The organism is Maribacter sp. UH1, from assembly GCF_056839145.1.
Genome location: NZ_CM166387.1, coordinates 3,304,604 through 3,319,020 on the forward strand (window position 1 = coordinate 3,304,604; position 14,417 = coordinate 3,319,020).

At 34.9% G+C, this 14,417-nt stretch carries 15 protein-coding genes; 8 read left to right on the plus strand and 7 right to left on the minus strand.

The features are described 5' to 3' along the window. Nucleotides 1-4: 4 nt before the first annotated feature. The 4 genes from UH1x_RS14370 to UH1x_RS14385 all read right to left on the minus strand — a co-directional run bounded on the left by UH1x_RS14370 (nucleotide 5) and on the right by UH1x_RS14385 (nucleotide 3,910). Complete coding sequence (locus UH1x_RS14370; protein WP_482622491.1) at nucleotides 5-895, minus strand: lysylphosphatidylglycerol synthase transmembrane domain-containing protein; 891 nt, start codon at nucleotides 893-895, stop codon at nucleotides 5-7. Continuing rightward, nucleotides 879-1,838 carry a glycosyltransferase family 2 protein gene (locus UH1x_RS14375; RefSeq protein WP_482622493.1) on the minus strand — a complete coding sequence of 320 codons (960 nt, stop codon included), beginning with the start codon at nucleotides 1,836-1,838 and terminating at the stop codon, nucleotides 879-881. The genes UH1x_RS14370 and UH1x_RS14375 overlap by 17 nt, the downstream gene beginning before the upstream one ends. 86 nt (nucleotides 1,839-1,924) lie before the next feature. Next, nucleotides 1,925-2,911, minus strand: coding sequence for a methylmalonyl Co-A mutase-associated GTPase MeaB (gene meaB / locus UH1x_RS14380; RefSeq protein WP_482622495.1), 987 nt, complete (start codon nucleotides 2,909-2,911; stop codon nucleotides 1,925-1,927). An 84-nt stretch (nucleotides 2,912-2,995) separates the two neighbouring features. Further along, nucleotides 2,996-3,910, minus strand: a complete 915-nt coding sequence (locus UH1x_RS14385) for an aldose epimerase family protein (protein WP_482622496.1) — start codon at nucleotides 3,908-3,910, stop codon at nucleotides 2,996-2,998. Between the two features lie 104 nt (nucleotides 3,911-4,014). Here UH1x_RS14385 and UH1x_RS14390 point away from each other — a divergent pair, with 104 nt between their 5' ends. The 3 genes from UH1x_RS14390 to UH1x_RS14400 are packed head-to-tail and all read left to right on the plus strand — an operon-like array spanning nucleotide 4,015 to nucleotide 6,518. Next, nucleotides 4,015-4,560 carry an RNA polymerase sigma factor gene (locus UH1x_RS14390; RefSeq protein ID WP_036152982.1) on the plus strand — a complete coding sequence of 182 codons (546 nt, stop codon included), beginning with the start codon at nucleotides 4,015-4,017 and terminating at the stop codon, nucleotides 4,558-4,560. Continuing rightward, a complete protein-coding gene (locus UH1x_RS14395; protein WP_482622498.1) occupies nucleotides 4,544-5,128 on the plus strand; it encodes a hypothetical protein in 585 nt (194 codons plus the stop codon). Before UH1x_RS14390 ends, UH1x_RS14395 begins: the two co-directional genes overlap by 17 nt. Then, nucleotides 5,100-6,518 (plus strand): hypothetical protein, encoded by a 1,419-nt coding sequence (locus tag UH1x_RS14400; protein ID WP_482622499.1) that lies wholly within the window; start codon nucleotides 5,100-5,102, stop codon nucleotides 6,516-6,518. Before UH1x_RS14395 ends, UH1x_RS14400 begins: the two co-directional genes overlap by 29 nt. On the opposite strand, the gene UH1x_RS14405 is transcribed toward UH1x_RS14400, so the two are convergent. Next, a complete protein-coding gene (locus UH1x_RS14405; RefSeq protein ID WP_482622501.1) occupies nucleotides 6,519-7,253 on the minus strand; it encodes a sugar-binding protein in 735 nt (244 codons plus the stop codon). A 215-nt stretch (nucleotides 7,254-7,468) separates the two neighbouring features. Then, nucleotides 7,469-8,176: a peptide-methionine (S)-S-oxide reductase MsrA gene (msrA, locus tag UH1x_RS14410; RefSeq protein WP_482622503.1), complete on the minus strand. Its 708-nt coding sequence runs from the start codon at nucleotides 8,174-8,176 to the stop codon at nucleotides 7,469-7,471. 101 nt (nucleotides 8,177-8,277) lie between these two features. Here msrA and UH1x_RS14415 point away from each other — a divergent pair, with 101 nt between their 5' ends. The 3 genes from UH1x_RS14415 (at nucleotide 8,278) to UH1x_RS14425 (ending at nucleotide 10,321) form a co-directional block, all read left to right on the plus strand. Continuing rightward, on the plus strand, nucleotides 8,278-8,973 hold the full coding sequence (locus tag UH1x_RS14415; RefSeq protein WP_482622504.1) for a peptidoglycan DD-metalloendopeptidase family protein: 696 nt from the start codon (nucleotides 8,278-8,280) through the stop codon (nucleotides 8,971-8,973). A gap of 361 nt (nucleotides 8,974-9,334) precedes the next feature. Continuing rightward, a complete protein-coding gene (locus UH1x_RS14420) occupies nucleotides 9,335-9,571 on the plus strand; it encodes a hypothetical protein (protein WP_036152995.1) in 237 nt (78 codons plus the stop codon). Nucleotides 9,572-10,081: 510 nt separating this feature from the next. Further along, entirely contained in the window at nucleotides 10,082-10,321 is a 240-nt protein-coding gene (locus tag UH1x_RS14425; protein ID WP_482622506.1) for a hypothetical protein, read from the plus strand. Here the strand turns inward: UH1x_RS14425 and UH1x_RS14430 are convergent. Then, complete coding sequence (locus UH1x_RS14430) at nucleotides 10,318-11,055, minus strand: arylesterase (protein ID WP_482622508.1); 738 nt, start codon at nucleotides 11,053-11,055, stop codon at nucleotides 10,318-10,320. The genes UH1x_RS14425 and UH1x_RS14430 overlap by 4 nt on opposite strands. 62 nt (nucleotides 11,056-11,117) lie before the next feature. On the opposite strand from UH1x_RS14430, the gene UH1x_RS14435 reads away from it, so the two are divergent. Together UH1x_RS14435 and UH1x_RS14440 are read left to right on the plus strand one after the other, a co-directional pair. Continuing rightward, a complete protein-coding gene (locus UH1x_RS14435; RefSeq protein WP_482622510.1) occupies nucleotides 11,118-11,807 on the plus strand; it encodes an ABC transporter ATP-binding protein in 690 nt (229 codons plus the stop codon). 47 nt (nucleotides 11,808-11,854) lie between these two features. Next, nucleotides 11,855-14,356 carry an ABC transporter permease gene (locus tag UH1x_RS14440; RefSeq protein WP_482626511.1) on the plus strand — a complete coding sequence of 834 codons (2,502 nt, stop codon included), beginning with the start codon at nucleotides 11,855-11,857 and terminating at the stop codon, nucleotides 14,354-14,356. Nucleotides 14,357-14,417: the final 61 nt, after the last annotated feature.

The window sequence follows — 14,417 nt, forward strand, 5'->3', positions numbered from 1 at the left end:
AGGGCTATTCTGTGGAGTCAGTAGTTATTTGCGCTAGTTCCAATTTAATAGTCTTAAAGTGGTAAATTACTCCGAATAGAGAAACTAAAGCGGTTATTAAAAAGAAAAGGACACTTACCCCAACCGATACATTTTGGTCTAACCCTAAAAACTGGGCTCCATAAAAAAAGGTTACTTCGCGACTTCCAATTCCTCCTAAAGTTAAGGGAACAACTGCTACAATCGATGAAATTAAAAATATAATAAGGTACGAAACCTGATTAGTTTCAATATTCAACGCTAATAATATAAACCAAATACTTACCAGTTGTGCTAATTGTACCAATGCGGATAGTGCTGTAGTTTTCCAAAAAATAGGAAGTACATAATTAAAGAACTTCTTGTTTAAGAACCAAAAGACGATTACTGACAAGGGTATGGCTGTAATAAACAACCAACGGTATCCATTTAATATTTCTAATTCAATAAAAGCAAGTAGGGTACAAGCGTAAATGAACAATAGTAACAAACCACCTAAACGATCTAGTACGAGAACACTCACCATTCTTTTGGTTTTGACATCAAAGGTTTTCTTTAAAATGTAACCTTTGTAGGCATCGCCACCTATACCACCCGGCAAGAATAGGTTGTAGAACATACCCAATAAATACAACTTAAAATTGCTTTTATGAGTAAGCATAATAGTAAGTTGGTGAAAGTAGAGATTAAGGCGAATTGCCCCAATGAACTTAGATAGTATGAAGAATATGGCTGCTAATATCAAGTAAAACGGATTACTGGTAATCAGTATGTCTTTTATCTCACTTACATTTATTTTTGTAAAAATGAAGTAAATTAAAACTGCACTGATCAGTACTTTTAATCCGGTGGTTACTTTCTTATTTAACTTCGCCACCTACACTTACTTTTTTAATGCGGTAAGGTCTTTTGTTCTGAGACTCATAATAAGTACGTATTAATAATTCCATTACAATACCAATTGTGAATAATTGAATACCTGCAAAAATAAACATCATACCAACCGTTAATAATGGTCTTGTGCCAATATCTTCGCCAAAACCAAACTTCACTATCATTAGGTATATGTTGATAAATATACCTACAAGGATCATTAAAGAGCCAGAAATACCGAATAGGTGAATTGGGCGTTGAAAGTATTTGCGAATAAAGAGTAATAGCATCATATCAGCAACTACTTTAAAGACACGTTCCAATCCGTATTTAGAAACCCCAGCATGGCGTGCATGGTGTTTTACAGGAACTTGCTTTATTTGTCCGCCTTCTAGAAATGCCAAAAGTGTAATGAATCTGTGCATTTCACCATATAAATTCAGGTCTTTGGCAATATCTTTTGTAAAAACCTTTAATGCACACCCATTATCTTTAATATCTAATTTAGTCACGCGGCGTACCAAAAAATTAGCGATTTTAGAAGGTATTTTTTTTACAAGAGAATCTTTTCGCTTTTGACGAATTCCGGTTACAACATCATACTCACCGCTAACGGCATAGGTCAGCATTTGTGGAATATCGGACGGGTCGTTCTGTAAATCGCCATCCATGGTAATAATATACTCTCCTTCAGCATAATCAAGACCTGCTGCCAAGGCTAAACTCTGACCGTAATTTTTCTTCAACTCAATTAGATGGACCTTTTCATCCTTTAGATCTTTAACTACCTTCTTAGTCCTATCCTTAGAAAAATCATCTATATAAATGATTTGATAATCATAGCCTACCAAGCTTTCGTGAATTTTTTGTGTCAAAAGAGTCACATTATCTTCCTCGTTATATAAGGGGACAACGACCGAAAGAAGGGAAGTGGTAACAGGTTGCATTGAGTTGTTTTTTAAATCGCTGCAAAGTTATGTTTTTTATCCTTAAGATAATCTACATGTACAGTAGTATCATCTTAAAGCGTTTACTACTCTTTTAGAGCGTTCAACAGCTTTTCTGCAGCTAAAAAAGGAGAGGTATTACCGCTAATTACTTCCTTTTTTAATTGTGGTAACATTTCTTTAGTTTTTGGATGATGGTAGAATTCAGACAATAGCTCCTGTTCTAAGTATTGAATCAACCAATTTTCATTTTGTTGTTGTCTGTTGGTAGTAAAGAATCCAGATGACTGCATGTTTTTGCAATACTTATCAATCAATTCCCAAACCTCATTTAATCCTCTATTTTCTAAGGCAGAACAGGTTAAAACTTCTGGAGTCCAACCATTTTCTTTGGGTGAAAACATATGCAATGCCCGTGCAAATTCCATTTTGGCAAGCTTTGTACGTTGAATATTATCACCGTCCGCTTTTGTGATAACAATGGCATCTGCCATTTCAATGATACCTCTTTTTATGCCTTGTAATTCATCGCCCGCACCAGCTAATTTTAATAATAGAAAGAAATCTACCATATCGTGAACAGCAGTTTCACTTTGTCCAACCCCAATAGTTTCAATTAAAATACAATTAAAGCCTGCTGCTTCTAAAATAACAATGCTCTCTCTTGTTTTACGGGTTACGCCACCTAGTGAAGAGCCGGATGCTGATGGTCTTATGTATGCATTTGGGTTTTTAACCAATTCTTCCATACGGGTCTTATCGCCCAAAATACTACCTTTTGTTCTACTGCTAGAAGGGTCTACGGTAAGTACGGCAACCTTTTTACCAAGTTTGGTAAGCATACTGCCAAATTGTTCTATAAATGTGCTTTTACCAGCCCCAGGGACTCCTGTAATGCCAATTCTAATAGATTCTTGTTTCTTTGAAATACAACCTGATATGATTTCATTAGCAATAATACGATGCTCTGGTTTTGTACTTTCTACAATGGTAATAGCTTTACTTACTATGGCAACATTATTTGCAAAGATGCCTTCAAGAAATTCTGATGTGGTAAGATTGGCTAAATTCATGTCAAATACTCAAATCAATTTAAGTGATATAAAGATACTATTTGTGGATTGGAACAATAAATTTAGCAGTATTTCAGGCTAAAATTAGCTTTTGGAATCAATATCGAATTTAAAGATAGATATGTTATTGTAGATATCCCCAGGTCTTAAAACACTTTTTGGAAAATCTGGTTGATTGGGAGCATCTGGGTAATTCTGTGCCTCAAAACAAATACTGGGAAAATCCGGTGGTGTGTACACTACCAATGCTGGTTGATTGGTATATACTTTCATGTTAATACCAGATGTCTTTGAGTATAACTCCGCAACTTTTTCATTGCCAATATCCTTAATGTAAATGGTATCGAATCTTTGTAATCCTATTTTTTTAGGCAAAAGAAAATCGAATTCTGTTTTACGAACCGGCATGATATCTCCTGTTGGTAATAAGTTTTCTTTTGTTTCTAATCGGTACGGACAATTTAATTGCAAATCATACTCATCTATATACGGATTGTCATCTAATTTAAAATAGGCATGGTTAGTAAGGTTAATGACCGTACTTCTATCTGTCATTCCCTCATAAATTACCTGCAAAGCGTTGTTCATTAATTTATAAGTAACGCTCACGGTTAAATTCCCTGGGTACCCTTCTTCTAAATGCTTACTGGTATAGCTTAGTTTTACAAAAGGTTTGTCACTATTATCTACTTCATCAATAGTCCAGTATTTTTGATGAAATCCTTCTTTACCACCATGTAAATGCACCCCGTCTTCTTGGTACAAATGATATCTTTCTCGATCTAAAACAAATCCGCCTTCAGATATTCTCCCTGCGTAACGCCCAATACTTGCACCTAAAGCATTGTCATCTAATCTATATCTACTTGGGTGGTTGTACCCAACAACGACATTGGTATATTCACCATCTTCACCTTTTACAAGTAATTTTTGAATGGTAGCGCCATAATCAAGCACCATAAGGGTTAAATAGGCATTGGAAATTGTAACTTGTTTCAAAGGCAAAATTTAATAGTGTAGTGTAAAAATAAAAATTTTTGCAACATTCTAATTTTTATGTCGTCCTTATTATAACAACAAACTAAAACCAATCAATTTAACCGATGTTTCAAAGCAATGTCGTAGAGAAATGTAAAGCAAACGACCGGGCTGCCCAGTTGCAGTTGTATAGGAAGTATTGTGACGGAATGTACATTGTTGCAATGCGATTTGTGAAAAATGCAGATGATGCCGAAGACATTTTACAAGAATCTTTCATAAAGGCATTTGAAAAACTTCATCAATTTAAAGGTGATGTCACTTTTGGAGCTTGGTTAAAAAGAATAGTGGTGAATAAGAGTATCGATTTTCTGAAATCTAAAAAAGATAAAGAGGTTTCTTTAGATGATAGTTATATGCAGGTTGTTGCAGAAAATGATAATTGGAATGTACCGGCAACAATAACAATTGAACAAGTAAGATCTGCTATTAATGAATTACAGGATAAATATAAATACGTGGTACTCATGTTTTTGGTAGAAGGGTATGATCACCAAGAAATTGCTGAGGTATTAGATATTTCTGCATCTGCCTGTAGAACTAGATTGTCTAGAGGAAAAGGACATTTAAAAGAACTATTAAAAGGTAAAAAATATGGAACAGGATCTTAGGGAAATGTTCAAAAAAGATAGGGAAAAGCAAAAGCATACCATTAAAAATGGTCATGAAGAACGTTTTTTAAAAAAACTGGAAGAAGCCATGCCAGTAGAACGTAAACCCGTGAGAGGTTGGTTTAAGATCGCAGCCTCTGTAGCAGTAATCATGTGTTTAGGAATTGGGTTCCTATACTTTACTAATAATGATGATAATACACAAACTGTGGTTGATGCCGATACTATTGAGGAACAGAAATCTGAATTTACTTTCGGTGATCTTTCACCAGATTTAAAAAAGGTAGAGAATTATTATGTTGCCCATATTAATATGGAATTGGCAAAGCTAGAAGTATCACCAGACACCAAAGAGTTGGTAGACAGTTTTATGGAGCAGCTTAATAATTTAAATATAGAATACAAGACGTTGAATACAGAGTTAAAAGAATTAGGACCTAATGATCAAACTATTACGGCACTGATAGAGAATTTACAATTGCGATTACAATTATTACAGAAATTAAAAAGAAAGTTAAACGAATTAAAATTATCAAAAAATGAACAGATCATGGACAACAGTATCTAAGCAACTCATCATTGCATTAGGTCTATTAACTTCTACGTCGTTTTTGGCGCAAGAAGAAAGTAAAACATTTCAAGAACGATTTATTGTGGCAGAAGATGCTGTAGTAAATATCAATACCAGCTATGCCGATATTGAATTTGAAACTTGGGATAAGGATGAGGTGGCCATTTCGGCCACTATCACCCTAGAAGGTGCAACTAAAGAGGAAGCTGAAAACTACTTTAAAAATAGCCCTATTGAAATATTGGGGAATAGTAAGGAAATTAAGATTTCTTCTAAGTCAAAGAATAACGACTTTTTTGCCAGTTTTGATTCAGATCACGTTTTTGATAATGGCGGTATGCACATAGAGGTTCCGGAGATTGCATCATTTGTGGTAACTGTTCCAGAGATAGCTCCCTTTCCAGAAATGCCACCGCTGCCATTAACGGATGCCTTTACATTTGATTATGAGGCATATCAAAAAGATGGTGATGACTACATGAAAAAATGGCAAAAGAATTTTGAAAAGAGTTTTGATAAAAAACATCAAAAGCGATTAGAGGAATGGGCGGAGCGTATGGAAGAAAGGGGTGAAGCAATTGAAGAAAGAATGGAAGCCTATAATGAAAGGCGAGAAATGTTATTGGAAAAACGTCGTGAAAAATTAGAGCAAAGAGAAGAGAAGTTACAAGAGCGACGAGAAAAAATACAAGAAGAAAGAGCCGAGCGTAGCATGATTATTCATTCTAATGCAAATTCACCGAATATATTTTATTACGCTAACGAAGGCGAACAAAAGAATTTTAAGATTAAGAAAACCATTAAAATTAGCTTACCAAAATCCACTAGAATTAAGATGGATGTACGCCATGGCGAGGTTAAATTAGCTGAAAACACCAAAAACTTGAATGCGAACCTTTCGCATTCAAGCCTTTGGGCAGTTACAATTGATGGAGAAGAAACGACTGTTTCTGCAGCATATACACCAGTTAGTGTTCAAAAATGGAACTATGGGCAGTTAAGTACTTCGTACTCGGAAGAAATTTCATTGTCAGAAGTAGTTCAATTACAATTGCAGGCAACATTTTCTGATGTTACTATAGAAAAATTGTTCAACAAAGCATTTATAAAAAATGATTTTGGTGCTGTACACGTTCTTGAATTGGGTAACGATTTTAAAGAGTTGGATGTTAGTGTAAAAAATGGCGAGTTGAATGTTACCGTACCAAAAGTAGCTACCAATATTTATGTAAAAGGCAATTCTTCAACATTAAAGATGCCAGAAGGTTTACAGATGATAGAAACTAAAAATGGAAACACAACTATTTATAAGGGACATCATTTAAATAATAATAGTAATAAATCTATTATAATAACATCAGATTATAGCGAAGTAGTACTGCAGTAGTTATTTTACCAATTGTAGAGTCCCAAAAACATTTGCATCTATCCACCCCATATTTTTATTTTCTCCAGCTACAAATACGGATCCTATAAGATTCTCACGCTCTTCGCTACTATCGTTATCTGCATAAGCTAGGGCAAAACCAATTTTCTTATTTTCTTTAAGCACAACAGGCTTTATGTTAGGCTCATCATTATAGATACCAGGGTAGACCTTTACAAACATTTCCCAATAGGTAGTATTACCCTCTGTTTGGTGTTTAGAAGTTATATGATTATTGTACAAAGTAGGTTTTTCATCAACTCCTAAATCCACAACATTACCATCTAAGGCTACATGGTAGGTAAATGCATTATGATTAAATCTATGCTGACCTCCAGAGTTATCTTCATCTACGTAAACAATAACACAGTCGTCGTTCCACCAAAGTGTTAATGGATCTTCCGTTTTGTCTAAAATGGTATCATCAACGATTTCCAATAAAATATAGAGTCCGTCTTCGTTCCATGCAATCTTATATCTACCGTTGTAATCGTCATGGTCAAAAGGACCGCCAATCCAATTTTGATCTATGGGTTTCCAATCCAATAAATTCCAATAGTTTTCTATAGCTCTACCATCTAGGGTAGGAGAATCATTAATATAAGAGACCGGCGTTACTTGAGAATTTTTTTTACTATTCCCCTCTTTACAAGACACTAGCCCTAAAAGAAGTAAAAGATAAATAGTCCATTTCATAATAAATAGTTGGTATCTATGATGTAAACACACTATTTTCTTAAATATTGTAAGATTAATAGTACTTCGTTTTAGGGAACAAGATATGATAAAATTAAAACAAGCATGTAATTACTGTATATACCAATAGATTGTGCGGTTTATTAAATTGACCAGTGCATAAAAAAAGCGCCCCTTTTGGGGCGCTTGTTTATAGAAATTTCTTGGGAGATCTTTTAATGGGCACTCTTCTTCAGATAATCTCCAAAGTTTGCTTTAAATCGATTTAATCTCGGTATAGATACATTTCTTATATATGAGTTGTTAGGATTGTTCTTTTCATAATCCTGATGATATGACTCGGCTTTATAAAATACAGTATAAGGTACAACTTCTGTGGTAATTGGATCGTTATCGTACACTTTATTATCTGTAAGTGCCTTCATATAACTTTCAATAATCTGTTTTTGCTCATCGTTCTTATAAAAGGCAATAGAGCGGTATTGCCTACCACGATCTGGACCTTGTCTATTTAATTGTGTAGGGTCATGAGAACCAAAAAATACTTGCACCAATTGAGTAAAAGATATTTCATTGGGATCATAGTAAACTTCTACAGCTTCTGCATGATCTGTTTTTCCATAACCAACTTCTTCATATGTGGGGTTCTTTTGTTCACCACCGGCATATCCAGAGATTACTTCTTTTACTCCTTTCACACTTTCAAAAATAGCCTCAACGCACCAAAAACAGCCACTGGCAAAATATGCAGTTTCATATTTGCTTAGTTGTTGCGGACTCAATTTTAACTCTTCTTCTATTTCTTCATGTTCGGTTTCCATGATTTCCGAGTTTTCGGAAATGGTATTTTTCCTGACTTTAGATTGGCAACTGGTGGCAATCAAGGTAGCACAGGCCAATAAAGTGATTTGTAATAATTTCATAACAATTTTCTTTTAGCAATTTGTAGGTAATTTACAAAGACCTTACGAGGAAAACGGTTAAAAAATGTTAACGCCATTAAAGGAAATTATATTTTTGATAAATGAACACTTTACTTCACGCTCTTGAATCTTACTCGGCAGAAACTATCTGTATTTTAGATACTGCTATTCCTGCAGACGCATACGTGACTCTTGATCTTTCTAAAGAGAACAAAGATTTATTGAATTTAGATATTACGGATTATACTATTTGTCAAAATTATATAGACAATGTACTTACAAGCAAAAAAGGTGTTATTGCCTACGGCGGATATTTAGAACATAGAAACCTATATAGTGATAAAGAAGGTTTTACTTCTAATAGTAAACCTATAAGAAATATTCATTTGGGTTTGGACTTCTGGTGTGCTGCAGGTACAAAGGTATTGGTGCCTATAGATGGAAAAGTTCATAGTTTTAAAAATAATACATCCGTTGGTGATTATGGGCCAACTATTATTCTAGAACATGTTTTAAATGATATTACTTTCTATTCTTTATACGGTCACTTAGCCGTGGATTCTTTATTAGGACTATATATAGGGAAAGACTTTAAAGCTGGAGAAGTACTTGCAACTTTAGGTACTCCCGATATTAATGTGAACTATGCCCCACATCTACATTTTCAAATTATAAAAGATTTAGAAGGTAACGAAGGTGACTACCCGGGTGTATGTGCAGAAGCAAAATTATCTTTTTATAAAGAGAATTGCCCTGATCCTAATGTGTTATTGAAGTTAGATTTAAGTAGGAAGTAGGAAGTATTAAGTATTAAGTATTAAGTCGGAAATATAGAAAATAGAAGATAGAGTATAGAGAATAGACTCTTATGCGGTGTTGTTATTAAAGAGAATTTAGCGAAGCTAAATTTATACTCAACCAACAACCAACTTCTATTTTCTCTATTCTTTACTCTCTTTTCTATTTTTTTAAAAGTCAATTTCTCGGTTAACGACACCTAATATCGATAAGGTGATTTTGGGGCTTGTGTCATTTATCGATGCGATTTTACACTTAAACCGAACTTGTGTCAACTAACGAGAATTAGGGGTTTTTCAGCGATTCATCACCTAGTAAAACAAGGCCTGCGGCGTTCTATTATTGTAACAAACGCAAGTCATGAAAACAATAATAGCAACAATCTTCATCATCTTTTTAAGCTTCACCGCTCAAGCACAGAACTCTACTGAAGAAGTAAAGGTTGAAACTATTGAAATGAGCATTGTTACTGAAACAGCATTTGAAGTAAAAGCAAATACGAATACTGAAGTAGCTAGATTGTACAAATTCAAAAACTCAAGAATTAAAAGAGATTTGAATTTCTTAACGAAAGCGAACAAACCTAAAATGGCTTAGTCTTTTAGTATGAAGTATGAAGTAAAGAGTATTAAGTAAGAAGTACGAAGTAAAAGGTTGAAAGTAATAAGTGGCAAAATAAGTCATAGAGTTTAAATGATGTAAGTTCAATAAAAATTTAGCGAAGCTAAATTTTTATTGTTCCTAACAACTAACAACTAACAACTAACAACTAACAACTAACAACTAACAACTAACAACTAACAACTAACAACTAACAACTAACAACTAACAACTAACAACCAAAGTCAATTCTCATTTTTGAACTCACTTTTTGTAGTCCTATTATAGGATACAAAGTTGTTTTTGTAGGAAAAAGCTTATTAATTCGATGAACTGCACAAATTCGGTGTCTAATGGAAGAAAATTTTGTAGGAAAACGGACTACAAAAATTGGTAGTACATCGAAAAGCAAACTTTTCATCGTAAAAACTGTACCTCTTGTCGAATTTGAAATACGTTTACTTACGAGTAGCTGGTTATCTATAAACCAAATTTACCTACTTTATTATGCGTACAATTATTTTTTTATTCCTTGTTATCTGTTTGGGAACCAAGTCCCAAGCACAATCGAAGTTACCAGACACGAAAGTACAGACCATTGTTATGCCCATGGCAGATGTAACAATTAAGTCTGACGTAAACACTCATGGTTTCCAAACAGCTGCAAGGTTTTACAAAGTCAAAAATGCAAGGATTAAACGTGCCTTACTTTTTAAGGTAAGAGTAAGAACGGTTTCTTTCGCCTAGTTTATATCTTCTACAAGTTTTTCGGTTACCTCCATTCCCCCTTGAGGTAAAACGATAGTTTTTAAAACCTCCCATACATTTTCAGTAACTATTTTCTGTCCTTCTGCAGTTGGGTGAATTCCATCTTCTAAGTTCAATTCAGAGATACCGGCAACACCTTCCAATAAAAAGGGAATCAACGCTATATCATTAGATTTAGCTAATGCAGGGTACATCATCTTAAATTGCGAAGCATAATCTGCACCCATATTTGGTGGTATTTGCATACCTGCCAATATAATTTGCGTTTCAGGATTTTTTTCTTTGACCATATCGATCATCGATTGTAAATTATTCATCGATTCTGTAATGGGTATACCTCGCAATCCGTCGTTCGCACCTAATTCTAAAACAAAAATATCTACTGGCTGATTTAGTACCCAATCCAAACGATTTAATCCTCCAGAGGTGGTTTCTCCGCTCAATCCGGAGTTAATTACTTTATAATCTAGACCTAAAGAATCTAACTTTAATTGTATTCTATTTGGGAACCCTTCCTTGGTATCTAAGCCATACGCAGCGGTAAGACTGTTTCCGTAGAACAAAATCACTTTGTCATCGGCAGAAATTGCTTCTTTTTCCGGGCTACTAACTTCTTCGGTTTGGGTGTCAGTTTGCTTTTTTTCTGGTGTTTCTCCACATCCAACGAACAACAACACCACTAAAAAATAACGAAACTTTAATACTTTCAACATAGTCTTAACTTATTAGATTCCAAATCATTTGTTTATTTTGTTGTCTTGTACCAAAATGATTTATGACAAAGATATTAAACGTACATAATCTAAAGAAAACGTATACCAGCGGATCTAAGAATTTGACAGTTATTGATGATATTTCTTTTTCAATAGAAGAAGGTGACACTTTTGCAATAGTTGGTCCGTCTGGTAGTGGAAAAACCACTCTTTTAGGACTATGCGCCGGATTAGATGAAATAAACGAAGGAACCATAGAATTATGTGGGGAAGATTTAAGTGCTCTAAATGAGGATCAACGTGCACTCTTAAGAAATGAAAAGGTAGGATTCATTTTTCAAGACTTTCAATTGCTACCCACTTTAACGGCTTTAGAAAATGTTAGTGTTCCTTTAGAATTACAAGGAGCTGCCAATGCTTCTAAAGATGCAATGGAACTTTTAAACAAGGTTGGTTTGGGTGATCGTCATGATCATTATCCATCTCAATTATCTGGCGGTGAACAGCAACGAGTTGCTTTGGCAAGGGCATTTTCTAATAAGCCTTCTATACTTTTTGCTGATGAACCTACAGGTAACTTAGATGAAGAAACCGGGGAAAAGGTCATTAAGCTTTTATTTGATTTGAATAAAGAAATGGGAACTACTTTGGTTATTGTCACCCATGATTTAGAGTTGGCCAATTTGAATAAACATGTATTGCGACTTAAAGGTGGTAAAATAGTAATCAACGAAACCACGGCAATATCTTGAGTACAACACTTAGAACATCAAAGGCACCATTCAATTGGTTATTAAAAATGGCTTGGCGCGATGGAAAGGCTAGCGGTAAACGTTTGCTGTTATTCATGGCTTCCATAATTCTTGGTATTGCCGCGGTGGTGTCAATTCAATCTTTCAGTGATAACCTAAAAGATAATATCGGTCTACAGTCTAAAGCACTTATGGGTGCGGATTTTCTTATCGATAGCAATCAGCCGGCAAATGCAAGAGTAACGGAATTGATGGATTCTTTAGGCGGATATAATGCACGAGAAGTCAATTTTGCTTCCATGGCGGCTTTCCCTAAAAGTCTGACAACAAAATTGGTTCAGGTGCGTGCCATTGAGGGCGCTTTTCCTTTTTATGGAGCTTTAGAAACAGAACCGCTCACGGCTGCACAAGAATATTTGGAAAAAGGTGGGGCGCTTGTTGATGCTACTGCAATGTTGCAATACAATTTAAAACCTGGCGATAGTGTAAAACTTGGTAATGTTACTTTCCCTATTGTTGGCTCATTAATTACCGCTCCAGGAAGTACAGGCATTGGTGCTACTGCCGCGCCACCCATTATTGTCCCTTTTCGTTTTATGGAACAAAGCGGACTCTTACAACGTGGTAGTCGTTTAAAGTATAATTATTACTTTAATAGTGATAAAGCAGATTTAGAAGCTTTAAGTAAAGATGTTGATCCGTTATTAGATGCTGAAAATGCAGATATGGATACCCATACAGATACAAGCGAGCGCTTGGGTCGTAGGTATGATAATGTAGGTCGTTTTCTAAACCTAGTGGCATTTATAGCACTCCTCTTAGGGTGCGTTGGTATTGCCAGCTCTGTACATATCTATATAAAAGAGAAATTAAAAGCGGTAGCAGTGCTAAAATGTTTGGGTGCTACAAGAAAACAAACCTTTTTAATATACCTGATTCAAATTGCAGGTATGGGATTATTAGGCGGACTCAAAGGTACTATTATAGGATTGTTGTTGCAACAGACCTTTCCACTTATATTACAAGAGTTTTTACCTTTTCAAGTTGAGATATCTACCTCATTTCAAGCCATATTCGTTGGGTTGTTACTTGGTGTTTGTATGTCCGTATTATTTGCTTTATCTCCATTAATACATACTTGGTTTGTATCTCCGTTACAAGTACTACGTGTACAAGAAGATACTGGTAAGAAAGCTAGACCTTACCAAATTTGGGTAATCGTTGCTGTAGTACTTTTTATATTTTTATTCGCCTTTTGGTTATTGGGTAGATGGGTGTTTGCATTGAGTTTTGTTGCGGGTATATTGGTAACATTTTCAATTTTGGCGGGAGTATCGATTCTATTTATGCGATTGATAAAACGCTACTTTCCTAAATCATGGAGTTTTGCCGCAAGACAAAGTTTGTTGAATTTATACCGACCAAATAATCAGACCGTAGTGTTGATTTTAGCCATAGGTATTGGAACGTTTTTAATTAGTACTTTATACTTTACGAAAGATTTTCTTCTTGCCAAAACCTCTTTTGAAGCAAGTGCAGAAAGTCCGAATTTAATTTTGTTCGATGTACAAACTGATCAGCGTGATGCCGTAGCGAACACCATAACACCCAAGGGGTTTCCTGTAATAGATAATATTCCTATTGTTACCATGCGAATGGAACGTATTAAAGATAGGAATGTAAATGATATACGATTAGATACCACCACCCGAATGAACAAATGGATTTTAAACCATGAGTTTAGAACTACTTATAGGGATTCTATGATTGGTTCGGAGAAATTATTGGAAGGGGAGTGGATACCTTCTGCGGATTCTAATGCAAAGGTAATTCCTATTTCATTGGCAGATAATGTGGCAAATGATGCTTTAGTCACTATTGGTGATACGCTGGTATTTAATGTGCAAGGGAAACTTATGACTACTGTTGTAGGTAATATTCGTCAAGTAGATTGGGCACGTATGCAACTCAATTTCTCTATTGTATTCCCAAAGGGAGTTTTAGAGAATGCGCCACAGTTTCATGTGGTGACTACCAATGCCCCAGATAAAAAATCATCCGCAGGTTTACAGCGAGAATTGGTAAAGAAATTCCCTAATGTTTCTATCATAGATTTAAGACAGGTAGTAACCTTGGTCGAAGATATTTTAGATAAAATTTCATGGGTCATATCTTTTATGGCATTCTTTAGTATTCTTACAGGTATCATTGTATTGATAGGATCTGTTCGTAACAGTAAATACCAACGAATTCGTGAAAGTGTTTTACTAAGAACACTTGGTGCTCAGAGTAAACAAATTTTAAAAATTAATGCTCTGGAATATTTGTTCTTAGGTGTTTTAGGTACTGGAGTAGGAGTAGTACTTTCTTTACTAAGTAGTTTCCTATTGGCTTATTTTGTTTTTGATACTCCGTTTGTTCCATCTTGGGTGCCATTTTTGGTGGTATTACCGGGTATTACATTTCTAGTCTTGGCAATCGGTTTAATGAATAGTAGAGGAGTATTAAATAGTCCGCCACTGCAGGTGTTACGAAAAGAAGGGAATTAATAATATATAATTGTTAGCAGAAATGCGAACAAATACATTTTTACTTTTCTACCTTTAATAG

Coding starts and splice junctions, on each gene's coding strand:
- UH1x_RS14375 (WP_482622493.1), bottom strand. CDS start 1,838: ATGCAACCTGTTACCACTTCCCTTCTTTCGGTCGTTGTCCCCTTATAT.
- meaB (WP_482622495.1), bottom strand. CDS start 2,911: ATGAATTTAGCCAATCTTACCACATCAGAATTTCTTGAAGGCATCTTT.
- UH1x_RS14390 (WP_036152982.1), top strand. CDS start 4,015: ATGTTTCAAAGCAATGTCGTAGAGAAATGTAAAGCAAACGACCGGGCT.
- UH1x_RS14395 (WP_482622498.1), top strand. CDS start 4,544: ATGGAACAGGATCTTAGGGAAATGTTCAAAAAAGATAGGGAAAAGCAA.
- UH1x_RS14400 (WP_482622499.1), top strand. CDS start 5,100: ATGAACAGATCATGGACAACAGTATCTAAGCAACTCATCATTGCATTA.
- UH1x_RS14405 (WP_482622501.1), bottom strand. CDS start 7,253: ATGAAATGGACTATTTATCTTTTACTTCTTTTAGGGCTAGTGTCTTGT.
- msrA (WP_482622503.1), bottom strand. CDS start 8,176: ATGAAATTATTACAAATCACTTTATTGGCCTGTGCTACCTTGATTGCC.
- UH1x_RS14415 (WP_482622504.1), top strand. CDS start 8,278: ATGAACACTTTACTTCACGCTCTTGAATCTTACTCGGCAGAAACTATC.
- UH1x_RS14420 (WP_036152995.1), top strand. CDS start 9,335: ATGAAAACAATAATAGCAACAATCTTCATCATCTTTTTAAGCTTCACC.
- UH1x_RS14425 (WP_482622506.1), top strand. CDS start 10,082: ATGCGTACAATTATTTTTTTATTCCTTGTTATCTGTTTGGGAACCAAG.
- UH1x_RS14430 (WP_482622508.1), bottom strand. CDS start 11,055: ATGTTGAAAGTATTAAAGTTTCGTTATTTTTTAGTGGTGTTGTTGTTC.
- UH1x_RS14435 (WP_482622510.1), top strand. CDS start 11,118: ATGACAAAGATATTAAACGTACATAATCTAAAGAAAACGTATACCAGC.
- UH1x_RS14440 (WP_482626511.1), top strand. CDS start 11,855: ATGGCTTGGCGCGATGGAAAGGCTAGCGGTAAACGTTTGCTGTTATTC.